Raw genomic sequence first — 21,032 nt, 5'->3', positions numbered from 1 at the left:
TATATTCCGCTTAACATGAACACTCTTATACATATAATGAAAAAAGTGATGGCTACTTCCCATCACTTTTTCATTTATTCTATTTTTTCTCTAACCCTTGTCCAAATGCTTTCAAGAAGCTAAAACCGAATGTAATAGCTCTATTGATATCTGGATCTTTTAATACTTTAAAGAAATCCATCACTTTTGTTTTTTTACCACTATTTAATTCGTCTGTTGCAAATTGCAATCCTGTAACTAAACTTGACGTAATTTGCTTCGTTATTTCTGGGTCAACTGAAGATAACGCTTCTCCTGCCCCCATCATATTGTTTAACGCATTTTTAACGGGTTCACGATTTAATTGCTCCACAGCGATTTTTGAAACATCTTCCTTCGCAGCAAGTAAACTAATTGCCGCATCTAATATACCAGCCTTCTGCAACTGTGCTAAAAGCTGCATCGTTTCTTCTACTGCTTCACGATTATTAGATAGCTCATTTAGAAGTTCATCTGCTACTTGCTGTTTCTGTTCTTCCTCTGTTACAACTTTCTTTTTAATTACAGTAATTTCTTTCGCCACTATCTCCGCCCCCTAGTCCACAAGTGATACGTATTGTTTTCTTTGCCATTTTTGCTGGATTTCAACACCGTTTTGCGGATTACGCTTTTTATCTCTCGGGTTTGAAGATGGTAACGGACGATTCCCTTTTTCACGTAGTACACGCATCTTTACCATCGTTTGTTTGTACGCTGGTGTACACGTATAAAGATCTGTCGCCGTTCCAGTTAAAATATTGATTGCCTCTTCATTTACCGTTGCATGCATCGGTAAATATAGCTCTTTCCCCGTTACACGATCTGTAACAAGTGCCTGTACTTTAATTTTCCCAAATGGTGATGCTAATTCTACAAGACCACCATCTTTCACATTGCGCTCTAGGGCGAGTTCAGGCGAGATTTCAACGAACACTTCAGATACTTTAGATAAAATACCAGCCGATTTATTCGTCATATTCCCTTCATGGAAATGTTCTAACATACGACCATTATTTAAAAGTAAATCATACTCATCTGGCGCTACAACTGGTGGTACCCATTCATCTAATGATAGACGAGCTAGTTTATCTGGGAAGTTAAATCCGTCCACATATAATAGTGGTGTATCGCTACCATCATGGCTACCCCAACATAAACTATTCCATCCTTCTAAACGATCGTATGTCGCCTGAGAATATAAAGGTGCAAGCGATGCAATTTCATCCATGATTTCACTTGGACTTTCATAATTCCAGTCCCCGCCAAGTGCACGAGCTACTTTTTGTAAAATCCACCAGTCTGGCTTTGAATCACCAAGCGGCTTCAATACTTCATATAATCTTTGAATACGGCGCTCTGTATTCGTAAATGTTCCCTCTTTTTCTAAGCTTGGTGCTGCCGGTAAAATAACATCAGCAAAACGAGCTGTTTTCGACAAGAACATATCTTGAACAACAAGGAAATCTAAATTCGCTAAAATATGTTGTACATGGTTGGCATTCGAATCTACTAAAGCCATTTCTTCACCCATAACATACATACCACGCAGTTTTCCTTCATCTGCCGCAAGTAACATTGCAATATTATTTAACCCTGGTGCTTTCGGAATTGTAGTACCGTATGCAGTTTCAAATTTCGCACGGAGCGCATCATCTGAAACTGCTTGGTAACCTGGAAGCCAGTTTGGTAATGTTGCCATATCACAAGCACCTTGTACGTTATTATGTCCGCGTAATGGGTATGCTCCTGCACCAGGACGACGATAGTTACCCGTAACAAGCAATAGATTTGAAATTGCTGCTGAAGTTGTACTTCCTCCAGTATTTTGAGTTACACCCATTCCCCAAAGTACACAAGTACCATCTGCTTCATATACCATACGAGCCATTTCTTTCAGATTTTCTTTCGAAATCCCCGTAATTTCTTCTGTATAATCAAGCGTATACTTTTCTACCATTTTGCTATATTCATCAAAATTCTTCACATTTTCAGCTATGAACTTTTTATCGTGCCAATCTTGATCAATAATATATTTCGTAATACCAGCGAGCCATACGTAATCAGTTCCTTGGCGCGGATGAATGAATAAATCCGCACGCTCTGCCATTTCATGTTTACGAAGGTCCGCCACAATTAATTTTTGGTCATGTAATTTATGAGCACGTTTTACACGAGTTGCAAGTACAGGATGTCCTTCTGTTGGATTTGCTCCAACGATAATGACAAGGCCGGCTTCCGCAATATCTTTCACTGTTCCAGCGTCCCCGCCCATACCGACAGTTTTAAATAAACCATCTGTTGCTGGAGATTGACAATAACGGGAACAGTTGTCTACATTATTCGTTCCATATATTTGACGGGCTAGTTTTTGCATAAGATAATTTTCTTCATTCGTTACTTTCGAAGAGGAAATAAACCCAAATGCATCACTGCCATATTCTGATTTAATATGCTGCATATTGGATGCAACAACTTCAAGAGCCTCTTCCCATGAAGCTTCAACAAACATATCTCCTTGGCGAATTAATGGCTTTGTAATTCGATCTTCACTGTTTACAAAATCCCATCCAAATTTGCCTTTTACACATGTGGAAATACCGTTAACCGGCGCATCTGAAACAGGCTGTACTTTCAAAATGTGGCGGTCTTTCGTCCATACTTCAAATGAACAACCTACACCACAAAATGTACAAACTGTTTTTGTTTTATTCACTTTCGTCTTACGCATCGCAGCCTCTACTTCTGAAACTGCTAAAATACTACTATATCCAGGCTCTACATCCTTTACAAAATCAATCATCGGATCTAACACATCCGGTTTCAATCCAGTCATGAATCCAGCTTCACCCAACATTGTTTTTTCCATTAACGCATTACATGGACATACTGTTACACACTGTCCACAACTTACACAAGACGAGTCATTTATACTTACACCATTGTCCCAAATAACACGTGGACGGTCTAAGCTCCAATCAATCGATATAGTTTCATTCACTTGTAAGTTTTGACATACTTCTACACACTGCCCACAAGCAATACATTGATTTGGATCATATCGATAAAATGGATGTGACATATCCACTTCACACGCACTTACTTTCGGCTCATACGGATATTTCTGTTCCTCAATCCCCATCATATGTACTGTATTGTGGACTTTACAGTTACCATTATTGTTATCACAAACGGTACAATACAATAAATGATTCTCTAATATTCGATCCATTGCCTCAGTCTGTGCCTCTTTTGCACGCCGGGACTGTCTTTCGATATGCATACCGTTCTCTAATTTTGTTGAACAAGCACGCAATAACTTTCCATTTACTTCTACAATACACGTATCACAAGTTTGAATTGGATCTACTTCTGGTACATGACAAATTTGAGGATGTTCCAAATTACTCTCGTTAAATAATTGTAGTATCGTCTTTTCACCTGATGCAGAAAATTCTTTACCATCGACGGTTACACGGACTGTCTGTTCTGCCATAGTTTCCCCTCTCCTTACAACCAACTGTACAACACAATTATGAATCCGTTTTCAAAATCGCATTACTGTACATATTTTTGAAACGCTCTACCCAAATACTTTCTTATGAAGTCGATTCTAGATGTTATAAGGTATAACTACGAAAGCTTGAAAATATCACTATTCTACAGTTCTATTATATCGTACATATACAATAATAACCAAAATAATCTGTGATCTTCTTGCTAATAGGTGTTTTTATTTTTCCCATTGTTTTATGATAAATGTGGGAGAGAAATACATATAAAAGGGGAATTAAATATGGGGCCTACGCAAGAGACTTATACAATTGTACGCTATCAATCTGGTACATTTTCAAAACAACTTGATGAGATTGTTACAGAATCTCCTATTACTATTAAATTGAATGGTGAAGAATATGTAACAGTCGTATGCACACCAAATTATATTGAAGATATGGTAATTGGTTTTTTAATTTCTGAGGGGATTATTTCTTCCTATAAAGATGTCGAAGAACTATGGGTTCAAAAGGATAACGGAATTGTCCATGTAAAATCATCAAAAGTGAATCCGCTCTATCAAACTTTATATAATAAACGATACATCACTTCTTGCTGCGGAAAAGGTAGACAAGGTTTTATTTTCGTAAACGACGCAGCAAAAGCAAAAGACTTACATGATATACATGTAAAAATTACTCCTGAAGAATGCTTTCACTTAATGAATACCTTGCAACAATCTTCTACTACATTTCGCCAAACTGGCGGTGTTCACAATACCGCGCTATGTGATCGAAACAATATCCTCCTATCAAGAATGGATATTGGAAGACATAATGCATTAGATAAAATATATGGTCATTGTTTGCGTAACGATATATCCATTAAAGGAAAAATCATCGCATTTAGCGGACGTATTTCATCTGAAATTTTACTCAAAGTTTCAAAAATCGGATGTGAAATTGTTCTATCTAAATCCGCTCCAACAAAACTGGCATTGCAGCTTGCACATGATTTAGGCATTACAGTTGTAGGGTTTATTAGAAATGAATCTTGTAATATTTACACACATCCAATACGAATTGATGGCTATCAATCCAATGTTTAAAAAATAACTCCTCAATTGAGGAGTTATTTTAGTTATAAAAATGTAATATATTAAACACTTGAATAGTTAATAAAGTTAATATATAATTTCATTACACAATTAAAACAAAACATTGTAGCATATATCTTTTCATTCTTTTACAAATTAAAAGAGAATACTAACAAAAAACACATACTCAATCTTATAAAAAGTAATGGATTTATTTGAAATCCACCAGGGAGGTTACAACTATGGAAATTCGCTTATTAACAACAGAGGACGCAGAAATATATTTAAAAGTTTGTATGGAAGGTTTAACGAAGAATCCGGAAGCTTTTAGCTCTTCTTATGAAGATGTTCTTAAACATGAAGATCCTGTGGCTGCTATGGCTAAACGATTAAGCAATCCGGATAAGTATACTCTAGGTGTCTTCAAAGATAATGATTTAATTGGTATCGCTACTTTAGAAACAAAACCATTTATTAAACAAGAACATAAAGCAAAAATTGGCTCCGTTTTTGTTTCTCCAAAAGCACGTAGTCTCGGAGCAGGACGAGCTCTAATTAAAGCAATTATTGAAAATGCCAATAAATTACATGTAGAACAACTCATGCTCGATGTTGTAGTTGGTAACGTTGGTGCCAAAAAACTATATGAGTCATTAGGTTTCCAAACTTACGGCGTACAAGAGCGTTCATTAAAACATAACGGTCAATATTGGGACGAGGAACATATGGTTCTGTTCTTAAATGATTAATACTTCAATATAAAGTGAAACTTTACTCGGTGGAAGATTTTTCCACCCCTCACTGAGTATTAGTTGAACCAATCGGACTTTTACGGGCAGTTACTGCCCACAAACAGCGGGGTAGTTTTCAAAAAGCATCTTTCTTAATAAGAAAGATGCTTTTTTTCATTACAACAATGTAATCTTCATGTCACCTTTATCGATCGTACCAATCCTTACCATTCATTATACTAAAAATATAAAATGAAACTTTACTCAGTGTGGAACCCCCTCTCACACTGATCGCATGTACTTGATATGTAGAGGAGAATGTGACATGAAACAAAACAAACGAGCTATGCTTTTAATATTTACTACAGCAATTATAACTTCTGGATTAGCAATTTTACCTTGGTTTATTATATGAACACTCCCCCTAACAACGAAAAAAGCTGATTGCTTCTTTAAGAAGCAATCAGCTTTTTTATATTATAAAATCCCCAAAATTTTATTTACGCAACTTATAATAATAACCATAGATACGGCAACACACATTACAACCGTATTACGATCTTGCTTTTCTTTTTTTGAAATTTCTTCTTTTGAATTCATGTGTATGATCTCCTTTTAAAAAAAGTGTGAGATAGGAAATTTTTCTTATCCGATGCGAGGTGAATACGAAAACCCTCTCTATCTCACATACACAATAGAATGGAATTGTCATTTTATAAATAAAATGACATGACGTTATGTCGCAACATAGGGTATTTTGTGTCGCTACGTTTTCTATTATAAAAAATAGTTGTGCAAAACTAGTGCATTTTTTATGTCAATTACTCTGAGCGAAAAAATCAGCCCTCCATTCAATCACATAAAAAGAGTTTTTTATTATTTTCATGTAAACTATACAAGTAGAATGAACAGTTTGGGGTGCACAAGATTATGGTAAAAATTTTATTAGTAGACGATGAAGAACGTATGTTGCGATTATTAGATCTGTTCTTAAGCCCTCGCGGCTATTTTTGTATGAAAGCTACCTCTGGCCTTGAAGCACTAAAATTAATCGAACAAAAAGAATTCGATATTATTTTATTAGATGTTATGATGCCTAATATGGATGGATGGGATACTTGCTATCAAATTCGTCAAATTTCCAACGTTCCTATCATTATGTTAACAGCTCGCAACCAAAACTACGATATGGTGAAAGGCCTTACTATGGGGGCAGATGACTATATTACAAAACCATTTGATGAGCATGTATTAGTCGCACGAATCGAGGCTATATTACGCCGTACAAAAAAAGATGGCTTTGTTAGTTTCAATGGTATTGAGTGGGATAAAACGAAACATACTGTCACAGTTTATGATGAAAAAATCTCATTGACACCTATCGAATTTTCGTTACTCGGGCTATTTTTGCAAAATACAAACCGTGCTTATAGCCGAGATGATTTAATCGAGAAAATTTGGGGTTATGAAACAGATATCGAATATAGAACCATTGATTCACACATTCGTAATATCCGTGATAAACTACGCAAAAAAGGATTTCCAATTGAAGATTACTTAGAAACGGTCTATAAAGTCGGATATAAATGGAAAAGTGAATAATTACTTCGGTCAGTGGGAAATCGTATACCACTGACTCTTTATTATGAATAAGGTATGGTGAGAAAATGAGTAAACTTTCCCTTAAAATTGGGACATACTTTTTAATATTAGCTTTATGTATTGAAACAATTGCTTTCGTATCTTTTTATAAAAGCATATCAACAATGCGTGTGAAAGAAGAAACCGATGCTCTATTAGAGAAAGGTAATCGGTATCGTGATAAGATTGTAAACCGTGCAAGATGGAATGAATATTCTAAACAACAGCAATACACAGAACGTCCTAAACATCCTCGGTATCAGGATTTCACTATCGAACATGCGGCTGAAGATTTAATCGGTTCCGAATTAATTGCTAATACTGATATAACAATCGTTATAACTGACAATAACGGCAAAATTATTTCTAACTCCGAACCCGTAACGAAAGAAATGAAAAAACAACTTACTTGTAAAACAGAACTTATCCCAAATAGCGGGTTAATTGTAGAAAGAAACTGGAAAAAATCAAAATTCATTTCAACAGTAAGTCCACTTGAAATTCAAGGATTTCAAGGTAATTTATATATGTTATTAAAGACCTCTTTCTTAGAAAAGATGTTACTTAAACTACTGCATCAATTTCTTATCATTAGTATTTTGACGATTATTTTAACGACTATTTCTGTCTTTGTTTTTTCTCGTGTTATTACTGAACCGCTTATAAAAATGAAGAAGGCAACAGAAAAAATGTCAAAATTAAATAGGCCAATTCAATTAGGTATTAAACGGAATGATGAACTTGGAAGCTTAGCAAAAACAATTGAAGATTTATCGAGTGAACTTACGTATATGAAAAAAGAGCGCAATGAATTTCTCGCTAGTGTCGCTCATGAACTATTAACTCCATTGACCTATATGAAAGGTTATGCGAAGGTAGCAAAGAGAGACTCTTTAACAAAAGAGGAGCGAGAAGAATACTTACAAATCATTGAGGATGAAACGGATAGTGTAACCGATCTCGTCCAAGATTTATTTATGCTTGTACAATTAGAACAACACCAATTTGTTATAAAAAAACAAAAAGTACTTCTTCAGCCATTTTTAGAACGAATGGTAGAAAAAACAAAAACAACATTAACAAATAAGCAAATGCAACTTGATGTATATTGCAAAGATGATTTAGAAGTTTGCATAGATGAAAGGCGTATGGAACAAGTTATGTTAAATTTATTACACAACGCTTATCAACATTCGCCAGAAAACACGTCTATTATGATACGTGTACTCACGGAAACAGATTCTTTTACAATAAGTGTACAAGATGAAGGTGAAGGTATTCCTGAAGAAGATATCCCGCATATTTTTGACCGTTTTTATCGTGTCGATAAATCTAGAACACGAGCTACAGGTGGAAAAGGCATCGGGCTAGCTGTTGCAAAAGAAATTGTGGAATTGCATAACGGTTCCATTCTAGTAACAAGCAAATTAAGTGTAGGAACAAACTTTATAATTGAGCTACCTTTTGAATAATATGTGTGTGAAAACACCAGTAGTAGTAAACACTACTGGTGTTATTTTGTTCATAAAATCAGCTCATATAAGCTAAGCTTTTGAAATTATTCTTATTTCAATATAAAATAAAGGTACATTTGCAAAGATTTGGAGGGTGATATAATTGGATATCCATGTATTAACAAAAGACGAAGCGGAAATTTACTTAGAACTTCGTGTAGAAGGATTAAAGCAAAACCCTGAAGCTTTCAGCTCTTCTTATGAAGATATTATTAATAAAGAGTGTGCGATTGAATATAAAGCACAAAAATTAGCACAAGATGAAAACTATACGCTAGGTGCATTTAAAGATGGACAATTAATCGGAGTTGCAACGCTGGAAACGAAACCATATGTAAAACAGGAACATAAAGCTAAAATCGGTTCTGTATATGTGTCTCCAAAAGCACGCGGACTTGGAGCAGGAAAAGCACTTATTAAAGAATGTCTTGAACTTGCTAAATCTTTAGAAGTAGAACAAGTTATGCTTGATGTTGTTGTTGGCAACGATGGAGCAAAAAAACTTTATGAATCATTAGGTTTTAAAACATTCGGTGTACAAGAACGTTCATTAAAATATAATGGACAATATTGGGACGAAGAGCATATGGTCTTATTCTTAGATGAAAATAAATAACAAAAAACATCCTCTCCTATATGAGGATGTTTTTTACTTTTTTCTAGACCACGCTGTATTTAATAATTGAATCGCTTTCGCAATTTCTTCTTCTGATAAAATCGCAAACCCAAGTAAAACTACACTCTCAGGCGCCGTACCGTCTTTATAGTACGTAGACACAGGATATATTTTGATACTATATTTCGCAGCTTCTTGAATTAATTCTTCTTCCCGCATTCCATTATGCACTTTTAATAAAATGTGTAATCCCGAATCTTCTCCTATCACTTCAACACGATTAGAGAAATACTTCTCTATTTCAAAAACAAGTCGATCTCTCTTCTTTCGGTAGACAACACGCATTTTATGAATATGTTTTTCCCAATATCCTTCATTTAAAAATCTTCTAATCACTTCTTGATCTATTCTTGAAACACTTTGTGTATAAAATAAATATTGCTGCTGATACCTTTTAATTAATTTCTTCGGCAACACCATATAGCTCATCCGTAACGATGGTAATAATGCTTTAGATAGCGTACCCATATAAATAACTTTCCCCTCTGTATCTAACCCTTGCAGCGCTGGTATAGGCTTTCCCGAATAGCGAAATTCACTATCGTAATCATCTTCAATAATATACCTACCCTCTTCTTTCTTTGCCCATTGTAAAAGCTGCATCCTTCTCGTAATAGGCATTATCATTCCATAAGGAAACTGGTGAGAAGGTGTAACAAATACAACATTCGCATCGCTATTTTCTAAATCTGCAATACAAATTCCATCTCTATCTAAAGATAACATTTGGACCCTTGTTTCTCCCTGTTCAAAAACGACCATTTTCCTATGATACCCTGGATTTTCAACTGCATAATTGCTTCCCTTTAACAATTGAAAAAGTAGTTTCACTAATATTTGTGTCCCCGCTCCTAATACAATTTGACTAGCTGAGCAACGCACTCCTCTAGATTCATACAAATATTTCGTAATCTCTTCCCTTACACTCAATTCCCCTTGGGGGTGTCCCAGAAAGAGAAGGTTATTATTATGCGGCTGCCATACTTCATTTACAATTTTCCGATACATATTGAATGGAAAAGCATTTGTATCAATTCCTGTTTGTGTAAAATCAAATTTGTAACTCTTCTCCTGAAACGATACTTCTCCTATTCTCTCTCCTCTATCTTCTACATGAACAATTTGCTCAATCTCGCAAACAAAATAACCTCTTCTCGACACCGACTCAATATAACCTTCTGCAAGTAATTGTTCGTACGCTGCCTCTACTGTATTTTTACTTACTTGTAAATGTATCGCTAACTTTCGCTTAGCCGGTAATTTCGTAAAAGGGACAATCGATCCATCTTTAATCTCTTTTTTTATATACTCATACAATTGCACATACAATGCCTTTTTACTATTCATATTTAAATTAGGCGTTAATTCTAACATAATATCTGACCCCTTAATAAAACTAAAATCTGATACTTTTTACAGTACCAGATTTTATATATAATTCCTTTTATCATGTCACACATAAAAAATCAAATACCTGAGAGGAGAAACATGATCATGAACAATAATAGACGTATCGGACTCATTATGATTATTACAGGGGCTACATTATGGGGATTATCTGGTCCAATGATTCAGTGGCTATTTCAGCATACTAATGTATCCTCAATTGATTTTTTAACAATTCGATTGTTGCTTGCAGGAATATTTATTTTGTCTTTCTTACTTATAAAGAAACAAAACATATTTCAAATTTGGAAACACCCTAGATATTCTATACAACTTATTATTTTCTCTATTCTCGGCATGCTTGGTGCGCAATACGCCTTTATCGAAACGGTTCATATTAGTAACGCCGTCACAGCAACGCTATTTCAATTTCTAGGTCCTGTTCTTATTACCGTGTACGTTGCATTTGAACAAAGAAAATTCCCTGCTTCCATGCAACTATTCGCAATTATAGCCGCGCTAATAGGAACATACTTTATTATTACAAATGGCTCAATTGAAAATATTGTTTTATCTAAAGAGGCTATTATTTTTGGACTATTAACAGCAATCGGATTTGCATTTTATACCCTTCATCCGGCTTCTCTCATTAAAGAATGCGGGACAACTGTAGTAATTGGTTGGGGGATGTTAATCGGAGGAATTGCACTACTTATTTATAATCGTTCATTCGGGTGGAATCAATTTTCACAAACCCTTACACTAAAAACTTTTTCTATGCTTATTCTTATCATTATTAGTGGTACCCTTTCTTTCCTTCTATATATCGGTAGTCTTAAATATTTAGCAGCAACAGAAACAAGCATTTTATCTAGCATTGAACCCCTTGTAGCTGCCATCGTTTCAATCACTTGGCTAAATGAATCTTTTGGAACATATCAATTATTAGGCGGCGTATGTATCGTTCTGTCCGTTATTTTTTTGACGATGCCTCAAAAAGAAAACGAACCAACCTATACAACGGAACAAGTATAAAGTAAAACTTTAATCAGTGGGGGATGCTATCTCCCACTGATTATTAACCTACACCAATCGGGCTTTTACGAGATAAAAAATGTCAAAAGAGGTCGTACAAAACTTACGACCTCTTTTTATACTTTAAAGGAATTGTCCCGCCTTCTAGCAAATACAATTACACTAACAATAAAAACTAGGAGTGTGGCACCATGAAAAAAATCGGAACTATGCTACTTCTCTCCTTCCTCATCACTGGATGCGCACAAGCACAACCTGATTCAAAAGCACCTAAAACAGAAGCTGTCACAACGTCATCCACTCAAGTGAACGCACCTTCCTTCTTTCACCTTAGTGTTTTAAAAGATGTAAATTGGGAAGAAGCACCCTCATTCATAGACGGAAAAATACCTTTAAAAGGCATCGAAGGAAAAATCGCAATGGCTGATAGTCCTATTATCGCAAATGAACAAAATGAAATAATGTGGTACTTTCTAGATTCTGAAATACCAACTGGAAAATTGTCTATTATTGCGCTAAAACAAGGATCTGTAACTCCAATACCAATACTCTTTCAAAAAGAAATTTCCAAGCAAACGTGGACTACTTCAAATACAATCGATTCTACTACAAACGAACTCCCTCTCACTATGTCACTACCTTCATCTGGATTATGGCTATTAAATATATACGTGAATGAAAAATATTATGATCAGTTTGTAATCACCGCTGAGTAAAGTGACAAAAATAAACCACTTTCTTACAACAATGTAATTTCTACGTCATGTACTTCGATAGTTGAATTATCTCTCTTCTCTTATACTTAAAGTAAGAAATGAAACGAGGAGAGATGAGAGATGAAAAAAATGATAGAAGTGATCGTAGCAGTAACTGAGGTTTTAGTGAATGGTAAACAAGTTGCAATGGAATTAAATAAATAGTGAAGAAACATAAATAATTCTACACTTCTTCATTATTTTGATTTCTTATCTCAAAAAAGCAGTGCCTTTTTAGGCACTGCTTTTAGCTATTAATAACTTGGTATTTTCGTAATTTGCGCCACGCCTGAATCAATAGCTGCTTTCGCTACTGCTTCTGCAACACTTGGAACAACTCTTTTATCTAATGGATTCGGGATTACATAATTCGCATTACGTTCTTCGTCCGTAATAATGTTAGCGATCCCATATGCTGCCGCTAATTTCATCTCTTCTGTAATATCAGTCGCGCGCACATCTAACGCACCGCGGAATATTCCGGGAAACGCCAATACATTATTTACTTGATTCGCATAATCCGAGCGCCCAGTTCCTACTACAGCTGCCCCAGCCTCTAATGCATCCTCCGGGAAGATTTCTGGAATTGGATTCGCCATTGCAAATACAATTGCTTTCTCACTCATCGTCTGTACAAGTTCTTTCGTTAATACGTTAGGAGCAGATACGCCAATAAAAATATCAGCTTGGTGAATCGCTTCTTTTAACGTTCCACGCACATGTTCACGATTTGTCTTTTTTGAAACTTCAATTTGCGCTTCGTTCATCCATGTTTCACCTTCACAAACAATACCTTCTAAGCTAACTAACGTAATGTGCTTTGCACCAGCCTTTAATAATAATTTTCCAATTGCAATTCCTGCCGAACCCGCACCGTTAATAACGATTTTCACATTATCCATTTGTTTGCTAACAACTTTTAATGCATTAATAACAGCTGCTAAAACGACAATAGCTGTTCCATGTTGATCATCATGGAATACAGGAATATTCGTTTCTTCTTTTAATCGTTTTTCAATTTCAAAACAACGCGGTGCTGCAATATCTTCTAAATTAATCCCTGCAAATGTAGGCTCTAAATTTTTTACAAGGGTAACGATTTCATCTACATCCGTTGTGCCTAAACATAATGGGAAAGCATCTACATTCGCAAATTTCTTAAATAAAATACTTTTTCCTTCCATAACAGGCATTGCCGCTTTCGGTCCAATGTTTCCTAAGCCGAGTACCGCTGTTCCATCTGAAACAACTGCCACCATATTGCCACGTGCTGTATAGTCATACACTGTTTCTTCATCTGCCGCAATTGCCTTACAAGACTCCGCTACACCTGGTGTATACGTCAGGCTTAAATCATCCGCTGAATTTACTTCTACTTTACTTGTAATTTCAATTTTCCCTACTAATTCTTTATGCAATAACAATGATCTTTCATTAATTTCATTTTCTAACATACTTATAATCGCCCCTTAATTTGACAAGCTAGCTATATGAATATAGCTAGCTTGTTTGATCATGAAAACATTTTTAATAATATTGTCGCTGTTACAACCATTGCTGCCCCGCCTAAACGAGTCGAAATTTGCGCGAACGGCATTAATTCCATACGATTTGAAGCTGATAAAATAGCAACATCTCCAGTTCCACCTAAACCGCTATGACATCCAGTTACAATCGCCGATTCAACTGGATACATTTTCATCACTTTCCCTACAAGAAAACCTGATGCTACCATCGTAAGAACAACCGATGCGCACACAACAACATATCCTACTGAAAGAACTGCTGCTACGTCTTTTAACGGAATATATAGCAATCCTAATCCAACCATTAAAGGCCAAGTTAAATTCTTCGAAATAAATTTATATAAATGGAATGCTCCTTGCTCCATTTTTGCTGGCATTAATTTAAAATATTTCACAAGTGCTGCTGAGAAAATCATAATGATTGCCCCAGGAATACCGATGAACTTAGAAGCAAATCCTCCGAAGATGAAGAACGTACACGCAATTAATAAACCTGCTCCCATTAATGAGAAGTCAATTGGCTGCTCTGTATTTTGTTCTTTTAATAATTCTGCTTGATTGTCTGTTTTCACTAATACACCGTTACCACTAAGCTCCGGTTTCTTCTCACCTAAACACTTCATATACCCTGCACTTACAATTGCGAACATATTTCCAATAATAGCTGCTGGAATAAGCTGTGATACAAACGTTGCTGATGATTCATTTAAAATATCACTATAAGCTAGCGACAATGGTAAAATCCCTTCCCCGATACCACCACTCACAATTGGTACGATGATAAAGAAGAATGTCTGCTTCATTTCAAATCCAAATAATGAACCGACCAATAATCCTACTGCTACAGAAGCTAACGTCCCTACTACTAAAGGAATAAACATACGAACGAAACCTTGTACTAACACTTTACGGTTCATTCCTAAAATACTTCCGACTACTAAACAAGAAATATATAAATATAAAAAGTTCGATTTTTTCATTAACATAGTCGCAGCTTCCATTGAAGCTGGATTCATCCAGTTAAAAAATACAAGTAATGATGGAATAAATAACGAAAGTATTGCTGGACCGCCGATATTTTTTAAAATTGGAATTCTCATCCCAATATCTCCTAAGAAAATCCCCATAATCATAATAACTGCAAATCCACCAATCATATCTGCTGGCAATTTATTATATACAGATGCCCCATAAATAATAGCAGCCAATACTACATATAACGGTAAAGGTATAACACCGATTTTTACATTCATAATTTTAGAAGTGAAAGATTCTCCTTGTACTTCATTTCCTTCAGAAAATGATACCGCTTCCACATTCTTTTGAATTCCCATATGGCACCCCCTCGTTTTCTTAATAACAATATTAAAACGCTTTCAATAGTAAAAATAGTTTTTGTAAGTTTTGTAATTGATTTTGTAATTAAAAAAAGTATAAGCGACTTATACTAAGTCGCTTATACGTAAAACTCTATTTTCTTTTGATCAACACATCTTAATTTACTTACAGGTCTTCCCACATGTTGGTACATCATTTCGTTTTCTAACACCCCAATGTCAGTCAAAAACATTACATATTTTCGAATAGAAACTCTTGAAATTCCAACTAATTGTGCCATTTCATCTGTTGTAAACACTCTTCCATTCAGCGACTCGATCTTCTGCCAAATTAATTGCAACGTTTGCTTCGTTAACCCTTTCGGAAGCTCTTTCGTGACAATAGGCTCCCTTTTTTCTTTTTGTAAAATTAACGAATCTAATTCCGATTGACTAATTTTTTGTTGTTCTTTCATGAAAGTAAGTTTTTCTCGATATATAGTTAATGCCTCTTTAAATCGTTCAAATGTAAATGGTTTAATTAAATAATCTACTACGCCATATTGTAATGCTTTTTTAATACTCCCCATATCATGTACAGCTGAAATCATCATAATATCGATTTCTTTTTCTTGGTTCCGAATATACATTAAAAGCTCAAAGCCAGTCTCTTCAGGCATAAAAATATCAAGTAATACTAAATCTACTCGTGATTTCTCTAATACTTCTATCGCTGACTTTACTGAGTTAACTGCTTGAACAAGTTCAAACCCTCCTACTTGCTCTAAATAATGCGTATTTAACATTGCTACCATCGGGTCATCTTCTACAATTAAAACTTTAATCATATTTGCCTCTCATCCCTACCTTTAGGTATTTCAATCGTTATCGTTGTTCCCTTTCCTACTAATGAATGCATATGAATTTCCCCATTTATTCGCTGTATACTTTCTTTTACAAGATACAGGCCATAACCGCGGTTATCTCCCTTTGTGGAATACCCTTTCGTAAATAATTCCTCTATTTCTTTTTCTTGTATACCTTTTCCCGTATCTTGTACTGTAATAGTTAATATATCCCCATGTTGTATCTCAACTTCAACTCGCTTCTTTTCACAATTCGTCACTGCCTCTAATGCATTATCAATTAAATTTCCCACAATCGTAATAAGTTCATGAGTAATACTTTCATCATCTATTTCCGGCATATAAGAATCTTCACTTATAATTAATTTTATATTTTTCTCTCTAGCATAGCTGAGCTTACCGAGTAAAAAACCAGCAAATACTGGACTTTTTATTTTTTTCATAACTCCACCAATTTCATATTGATGCTCTGATACCATGCCGCTTATATACTTCTGTAATTCTTCATACTGTTTCATATGTGTAAGCCCTAATACGACATGCATCTTATTCATAAACTCATGAGATTGTGCCCGTAATGCTTCTGCATATAGTCTAATACCAGTTAGTTCCTCTGCTAGTTTTCTAATCTCTGTTTTATCACGAAATGTTGCAATTGCACCAACTATTTCTCCTTTTACATATAAAGGAACTCGATTCGTCACAATCGTAATTCCGTAAATATTTTGTTCTTCGTTTAATTGTACTTCTCCCGTTTGCAATACTTCTTTTATACGTGAATTTGGCATATATAACTCAACATCTTTACCGATAAAATCTTCTTCAAGTCCGCTTTTTTTAAATAGACGTTTCGCTTCATTATTAATTAGCGTTACTCTAGCCTCTTTATCGACAGCAATGATACCTTCCTTTACAGATTGTAGCATCGTATTTCTTTCTTCAAGAATTTTTGCTATCCTGTGCGGCTCAAGACCGAATAAACTTTTCTTTATATGTCTAGCTAGTAATATCGCTCCTACAATCCCGACTAACACGCCAACTCCGACACCAATATAAATGATATATCTACTTTCCCTAACTCTCTCTTTTACATTATCTGCTGAAATACCAACGGCCACTGCTCCAAGTTGTTCACCTGTTTCAGAAAATATTGGTACAAACACGCGCATGGAAATACCTAAAGTTCCTTCTGCTAACGATACATGTTCTTTTCCTTTCAATACAGGCCCTTCATCCCCGCCAATAAAATGATGACCTATTTTTTGAGGATCTGGATGAGGTTTTCTTATTCCATCCATGTCCATAACTACAATAAATTGAACACCTGTGTTTTTTAATATCCTATTTGTATACGTTTGGATTGCAGAGGTATCTGCTTTCCCAACCAGACCATCTATTACAATCGAATCATTCGCCACAATGTGTGCAATTGTTTTTGCTTTCTCTGCTTGGCTATCCTCCGTCGTCCGTTCCACATTATGACTAATTAATATATCTGTCACAAGTAAAGAAAAAATTACAACTGTACAAACTAACAATGTAATCGTTTTCCATAAATTCCATAGTCTTTTTCTTTTTTTCATCCCATTAATGACTCCCCTAATTGCTGAATAGAAAAATAAGTAAGGTGATATTATTTTCACCTTACTTATCTGCTGTTATTATACTTTAAATTTACTAGTCATCGCTTGTAGTTCTTCTGCCATCTCAGCTAAGTTTTGCGAAGCTGAACTAATTTCTTCCATGGAATTAACCTGTTCTTCTGTTGAAGCTGCAACACTTTGCATACTAGCTGTATTTTCTTCTGCAGCAGCTGCAATTTCATCAATAGCATTTGTCACTTCATTTGCATCTCCAGCAATTCTCTTCGTTGTTTCTACCATTTGATTAACTTGAGAAACAATATGTGTAGTAGAACTTAAAATTTCCGTAAAACTTACTTTCGTTTTTGTTACAACATCAAGGCCTTCTTGGACTTCTCCATTCACATTATCCATTGCCTTAACAGTATGTTCAATATCCGCCTTAATTTCTGCAATTAAATTTGCAATCTCTCCAGATGACTCTCCTGATTGCTCTGCTAATTTTCTAACCTCATCTGCTACAATAGCAAATCCTCGTCCCTGTTCACCTGCTCTTGCTGCTTCAATAGCCGCATTCAAAGCTAATAAGTTCGTTTGAGTAGCGATGTTTTGAATTGCTTCAGAAATAGCTCCTACCTGCTTTGATTTCTCATCAAGAAGTTTAATAATAACATCTGACTCGGATACCGATCTAGAAATAGATTGCATTTGTTTTGCGGTTTGTTCAACTAAATCTTCTCCCTCTTCAGCTCTTTCTCGCGCATGTAATGAGGAAATAGAAATTGACTCTGCGCTGCCAGTTACATCTTGAATTGCTGTATTTACTTGTTGTAATGTAGCCGCCCCTTCTTCAACACCTTGACTTTGTGATTCAGCGCCACCTGATACTTGTTCCATTGCAATTGTAATTTGGTCTGTCGCATCATTTGCTTGCTGTACACTCGCTGTTAACTCTTCTGCCGATGCTGCAACATGTTCTGCTGAAAAGCTAATTTGGGTAATAACATCTTGTAAAGACGTAGACATTTCATTAAATGAATCCCCTAATTTCCCTATGTCATCTTTGGAATGGATTGTAATTTTCTCTGTTAAATCTCCCTTACTAATTTTATATGCCGATTCAGCTATTTTTCGTAATGGCCTTGTAATAGACTTTGTAATGAAATAAATTAATACACTACCAAATGCAATAGCAATAGCAATGACAATCAAAGTCTTATAAAACACTGGATTGGCAGCTTGGGTAATTTCTTCATCGAACATAACTCCAACTACTTTCCAGCCTGTTTTCTCATTTGTTGCAAAGATTAAATTCTTTTTATCATTTTGTTCTGTATAAGACACATTTCCTTGTTTATCTTCATAGATTGGTTTAATCCAAGGATCAGTAACTTTTGCACCTGGTTTTCTAGATGGATGACTAACAATTTGCTTATTTTGATCTAAAATAACTGCATAACCTTTTTCACCAATGTTAATCATTTTGGAAATTTTTAAGATGTTATCTAAGTTTAAATTAATTCCTATAACACCTTTACCATCTTTTACTTCTTTCGCAATTGTCACTACCATATTTTTTGTAGATGCTGACTGATATGGCGCAGTAACAATTACTTTCCCTTTATTTTCATGTGCTTCTTTATACCAAGATCTATCTGTTGGATTATACCCATCAGCCATTTGGATAAATGGTTCTCTTATAAACTTTCCCGTCTCTGTTCCAATATAAATACCTTCTACTTCTGGATGAAGCTTTATATATTGTGCTAACTTCGTTCTTACTATTTCTTCTTGTCCATTTGGATATGTATCCTCTGTTAAGATGTCTGCAAAGTACGTCGCATCAACAAATTTCTCTTCTATATTTTGAGAAATAACAGTATTTAAAACTGAAATATTCTCCTTTGCTTTATCTGTCATTTGATGTTCAAAATTTGTTTTGGCAGTTTGATATGAAACACCACCGATAATAATTCCTGGTATAGTTAAAATAATAAAAAATGAAATGATTAATTTTTTCTTGATACTCATACATTTAACCCAGTTAAATATTTTTTGCATAATAAGCCTCCTTTATGTAATGTGGATACTTGTGTCATTTTATACAATTAACATGTATAAAACAATATATAATGATAAAATGTAATTTTTTCTTCAATTATGCATTTTTGCATATTCATTCCTTATACGTATTTTAATCATAAAAATAAGAGAACTTTAGCATTATATATGCTAAAGTTCTCTTATTTCTTAACAGCGTCTACTCTATAGAACTTCTCTTATAATCCTCAAATGTTTATCCTTCACCTTATAGTCATATTACTAAAAATCTTCGTCCTAATTTATTTAGCGCTCTTTACATAACTAATTGCCTGACTTCCCATTTGTACCCATGCCTGTTCAAAGGTTTCTCTCGGTACTTTTACATCTAAGCTATCCTCAAGTGGATCTCGAATATATACAGATTCCTGATCATACCCAATAAGTACAACACAATGTTCATTATACGTAATAGAAACATCTCCACTATTTGTTTCCCATGTAGTAAATTCATCTTCATCTAATGGTGCAAATGTTGCATTTGTGATCATGACTACAGGTTGCCCTGCTTTTACACTCTTATAAATTTCTTCTATATTCTTCCCTGTTAAGTCTACAGCTTTATTAGGTAAATATTTTTCCGCTAACTGAAAAAGTGGCCCATGATATACACCGTATCCTGATTCAGAGAATGTATAAATATTACCTACAAATCCTTCATTCGGATTCCCGCGCACACCATCTTCTATAAAATTAACTTTTTTTATTTCATTTGCTAACGTCATCTTATCTACTGAAACACCAGCGTATTGTAACATCATCGCTAAGCTTGTCACTTCACAACCTCTATCTAGCTCTGGTAATTGCTGAATTAATGGTACACTTGATAAAATGACCTTTTCATCATTGTTACTAAATTCCGATTCTTTTCCGTTTTGTATATTGAAGAATGTCAACTTCTCCACATACTTTGTAATTCCATTTGTATATACACTCCATACCGCTATAGCTAGTAATGATATACATATATACCACTTAAACCTCCGTATCACTCTCACGCCCTTTTTAGTTCGTTAAATAAGAATAAAATGCGTCAGCATCCGTTCGAATCACTGGTACAAAATTTAGTTCTTTTTCTCTCTCAGGTTGATTTTTTTTTATTTTTTCTGTTAGCTCTTGAATATTCATGTTCGCTTTGTCCATATTAAGCTCATCTGCCAATTGTAGCACCTTTTGTTCATTAATTTCTCTTAACACTTGATATATATCTTTACCGTACAAATCAATATGATATTTTTTTGCGTAACTACTCAGCCACCTTTTGGTGTCTTTTTTAATTTTACTAGTTTCATATGCC

Annotated in this window: 17 protein-coding genes and 2 pseudogenes; 7 read left to right on the top strand and 12 right to left on the bottom strand. The window is 34.9% G+C overall.

Going from position 1 to position 21,032, the window contains the following annotated elements:
* Positions 1 to 79: 79 nt before the first annotated feature.
* Together ACODS7_RS19070 and fdhF are read right to left on the bottom strand one after the other, a co-directional pair.
* A complete protein-coding gene (locus tag ACODS7_RS19070) occupies positions 80 to 562 on the bottom strand; it encodes a helical membrane plugin domain-containing protein (protein WP_001040540.1) in 483 nt (160 codons plus the stop codon).
* A 12-nt stretch (positions 563 to 574) separates the two neighbouring features.
* A complete protein-coding gene (fdhF, locus tag ACODS7_RS19065; protein ID WP_043935534.1) occupies positions 575 to 3,511 on the bottom strand; it encodes a formate dehydrogenase subunit alpha in 2,937 nt (978 codons plus the stop codon).
* A 300-nt stretch (positions 3,512 to 3,811) separates the two neighbouring features.
* On the opposite strand from fdhF, the gene fdhD reads away from it, so the two are divergent.
* Positions 3,812 to 4,618 carry a formate dehydrogenase accessory sulfurtransferase FdhD gene (gene fdhD / locus ACODS7_RS19060; RefSeq protein WP_043935536.1) on the top strand — a complete coding sequence of 269 codons (807 nt, stop codon included), beginning with the start codon at positions 3,812 to 3,814 and terminating at the stop codon, positions 4,616 to 4,618.
* Positions 4,619 to 4,848: 230 nt separating this feature from the next.
* Positions 4,849 to 5,355 carry a GNAT family N-acetyltransferase gene (locus ACODS7_RS19055; protein ID WP_098629105.1) on the top strand — a complete coding sequence of 169 codons (507 nt, stop codon included), beginning with the start codon at positions 4,849 to 4,851 and terminating at the stop codon, positions 5,353 to 5,355.
* 459 nt (positions 5,356 to 5,814) lie between these two features.
* Here ACODS7_RS19055 and ACODS7_RS19050 read toward each other — a convergent pair whose 3' ends face one another.
* A complete protein-coding gene (locus tag ACODS7_RS19050; protein WP_001085006.1) occupies positions 5,815 to 5,937 on the bottom strand; it encodes a hypothetical protein in 123 nt (40 codons plus the stop codon).
* Positions 5,938 to 6,267: 330 nt separating this feature from the next.
* On the opposite strand from ACODS7_RS19050, the gene ACODS7_RS19045 reads away from it, so the two are divergent.
* The 3 genes from ACODS7_RS19045 (at position 6,268) to ACODS7_RS19035 (ending at position 9,108) form a co-directional block, all read left to right on the top strand.
* Complete coding sequence (locus ACODS7_RS19045) at positions 6,268 to 6,939, top strand: response regulator transcription factor (protein ID WP_000238956.1); 672 nt, start codon at positions 6,268 to 6,270, stop codon at positions 6,937 to 6,939.
* A 65-nt stretch (positions 6,940 to 7,004) separates the two neighbouring features.
* On the top strand, positions 7,005 to 8,450 hold the full coding sequence (locus ACODS7_RS19040) for a HAMP domain-containing sensor histidine kinase (protein ID WP_016083578.1): 1,446 nt from the start codon (positions 7,005 to 7,007) through the stop codon (positions 8,448 to 8,450).
* Positions 8,451 to 8,595: 145 nt separating this feature from the next.
* Positions 8,596 to 9,108, top strand: a complete 513-nt coding sequence (locus tag ACODS7_RS19035) for a GNAT family N-acetyltransferase (protein ID WP_000351216.1) — start codon at positions 8,596 to 8,598, stop codon at positions 9,106 to 9,108.
* Between the two features lie 33 nt (positions 9,109 to 9,141).
* On the opposite strand, the gene pdxR is transcribed toward ACODS7_RS19035, so the two are convergent.
* Positions 9,142 to 10,542: a MocR-like pyridoxine biosynthesis transcription factor PdxR gene (gene pdxR / locus ACODS7_RS19030; RefSeq protein WP_243168224.1), complete on the bottom strand. Its 1,401-nt coding sequence runs from the start codon at positions 10,540 to 10,542 to the stop codon at positions 9,142 to 9,144.
* Positions 10,543 to 10,662: 120 nt separating this feature from the next.
* Here pdxR and ACODS7_RS19025 point away from each other — a divergent pair, with 120 nt between their 5' ends.
* Positions 10,663 to 11,589, top strand: coding sequence for a DMT family transporter (locus ACODS7_RS19025; RefSeq protein WP_029441532.1), 927 nt, complete (start codon positions 10,663 to 10,665; stop codon positions 11,587 to 11,589).
* A 191-nt stretch (positions 11,590 to 11,780) separates the two neighbouring features.
* Complete coding sequence (locus ACODS7_RS19020) at positions 11,781 to 12,305, top strand: DUF4871 domain-containing protein (protein WP_029441531.1); 525 nt, start codon at positions 11,781 to 11,783, stop codon at positions 12,303 to 12,305.
* A 293-nt stretch (positions 12,306 to 12,598) separates the two neighbouring features.
* Here ACODS7_RS19020 and ACODS7_RS19015 read toward each other — a convergent pair whose 3' ends face one another.
* The 8 genes and pseudogenes from ACODS7_RS19015 to ACODS7_RS18980 form a co-directional block, all read right to left on the bottom strand.
* On the bottom strand, positions 12,599 to 13,798 hold the full coding sequence (locus tag ACODS7_RS19015; RefSeq protein WP_029441530.1) for an NAD(P)-dependent malic enzyme: 1,200 nt from the start codon (positions 13,796 to 13,798) through the stop codon (positions 12,599 to 12,601).
* Between the two features lie 59 nt (positions 13,799 to 13,857).
* Positions 13,858 to 15,204, bottom strand: coding sequence for a 2-hydroxycarboxylate transporter family protein (locus tag ACODS7_RS19010; RefSeq protein ID WP_243168223.1), 1,347 nt, complete (start codon positions 15,202 to 15,204; stop codon positions 13,858 to 13,860).
* A gap of 122 nt (positions 15,205 to 15,326) precedes the next feature.
* Positions 15,327 to 16,034, bottom strand: a complete 708-nt coding sequence (locus ACODS7_RS19005) for a response regulator (protein WP_016083584.1) — start codon at positions 16,032 to 16,034, stop codon at positions 15,327 to 15,329.
* Positions 16,031 to 17,635, bottom strand: coding sequence for a sensor histidine kinase (locus ACODS7_RS19000; protein ID WP_243168221.1), 1,605 nt, complete (start codon positions 17,633 to 17,635; stop codon positions 16,031 to 16,033). Before ACODS7_RS19000 ends, ACODS7_RS19005 begins: the two co-directional genes overlap by 4 nt.
* 78 nt (positions 17,636 to 17,713) lie before the next feature.
* On the bottom strand, positions 17,714 to 18,532 hold the full coding sequence (locus tag ACODS7_RS18995) for a methyl-accepting chemotaxis protein (protein WP_445079659.1): 819 nt from the start codon (positions 18,530 to 18,532) through the stop codon (positions 17,714 to 17,716).
* Between the two features lie 120 nt (positions 18,533 to 18,652).
* A pseudogene (locus ACODS7_RS18990) lies at positions 18,653 to 19,555 on the bottom strand (HAMP domain-containing protein); the annotation flags it as partial.
* A 422-nt stretch (positions 19,556 to 19,977) separates the two neighbouring features.
* A complete protein-coding gene (locus tag ACODS7_RS18985; RefSeq protein ID WP_016083587.1) occupies positions 19,978 to 20,727 on the bottom strand; it encodes a C39 family peptidase in 750 nt (249 codons plus the stop codon).
* Positions 20,728 to 20,740: 13 nt separating this feature from the next.
* Positions 20,741 to 21,032: pseudogene (locus ACODS7_RS18980) on the bottom strand (hypothetical protein); the annotation flags it as partial.

It is taken from the genome of Bacillus sp. FG16, from assembly GCF_057809515.1.
Note: the sequence above shows the minus strand (reverse complement) of the source record. Positions and strands in the feature narration are given on the sequence as shown.

What these genes read in the sequence shown, in the direction of transcription:
- ACODS7_RS19050 (WP_001085006.1), bottom strand. Translation starts at nt 5,937, where the DNA reads ATGAATTCAAAAGAAGAAATTTCAAAAAAAGAAAAGCAAGATCGTAAT.
- pdxR (WP_243168224.1), bottom strand. Translation starts at nt 10,542, where the DNA reads ATGTTAGAATTAACGCCTAATTTAAATATGAATAGTAAAAAGGCATTG.
- ACODS7_RS19055 (WP_098629105.1), top strand. Translation starts at nt 4,849, where the DNA reads ATGGAAATTCGCTTATTAACAACAGAGGACGCAGAAATATATTTAAAA.
- ACODS7_RS19045 (WP_000238956.1), top strand. Translation starts at nt 6,268, where the DNA reads ATGGTAAAAATTTTATTAGTAGACGATGAAGAACGTATGTTGCGATTA.
- ACODS7_RS19010 (WP_243168223.1), bottom strand. Translation starts at nt 15,204, where the DNA reads ATGGGAATTCAAAAGAATGTGGAAGCGGTATCATTTTCTGAAGGAAAT.
- fdhF (WP_043935534.1), bottom strand. Translation starts at nt 3,511, where the DNA reads ATGGCAGAACAGACAGTCCGTGTAACCGTCGATGGTAAAGAATTTTCT.
- ACODS7_RS19025 (WP_029441532.1), top strand. Translation starts at nt 10,663, where the DNA reads ATGAACAATAATAGACGTATCGGACTCATTATGATTATTACAGGGGCT.
- ACODS7_RS18995 (WP_445079659.1), bottom strand. Translation starts at nt 18,532, where the DNA reads ATGGAACAAGTATCAGGTGGCGCTGAATCACAAAGTCAAGGTGTTGAA.
- ACODS7_RS19020 (WP_029441531.1), top strand. Translation starts at nt 11,781, where the DNA reads ATGAAAAAAATCGGAACTATGCTACTTCTCTCCTTCCTCATCACTGGA.
- ACODS7_RS19000 (WP_243168221.1), bottom strand. Translation starts at nt 17,635, where the DNA reads ATGAAAAAAAGAAAAAGACTATGGAATTTATGGAAAACGATTACATTG.
- ACODS7_RS19040 (WP_016083578.1), top strand. Translation starts at nt 7,005, where the DNA reads ATGAGTAAACTTTCCCTTAAAATTGGGACATACTTTTTAATATTAGCT.
- ACODS7_RS19015 (WP_029441530.1), bottom strand. Translation starts at nt 13,798, where the DNA reads ATGTTAGAAAATGAAATTAATGAAAGATCATTGTTATTGCATAAAGAA.
- ACODS7_RS19005 (WP_016083584.1), bottom strand. Translation starts at nt 16,034, where the DNA reads ATGATTAAAGTTTTAATTGTAGAAGATGACCCGATGGTAGCAATGTTA.
- fdhD (WP_043935536.1), top strand. Translation starts at nt 3,812, where the DNA reads ATGGGGCCTACGCAAGAGACTTATACAATTGTACGCTATCAATCTGGT.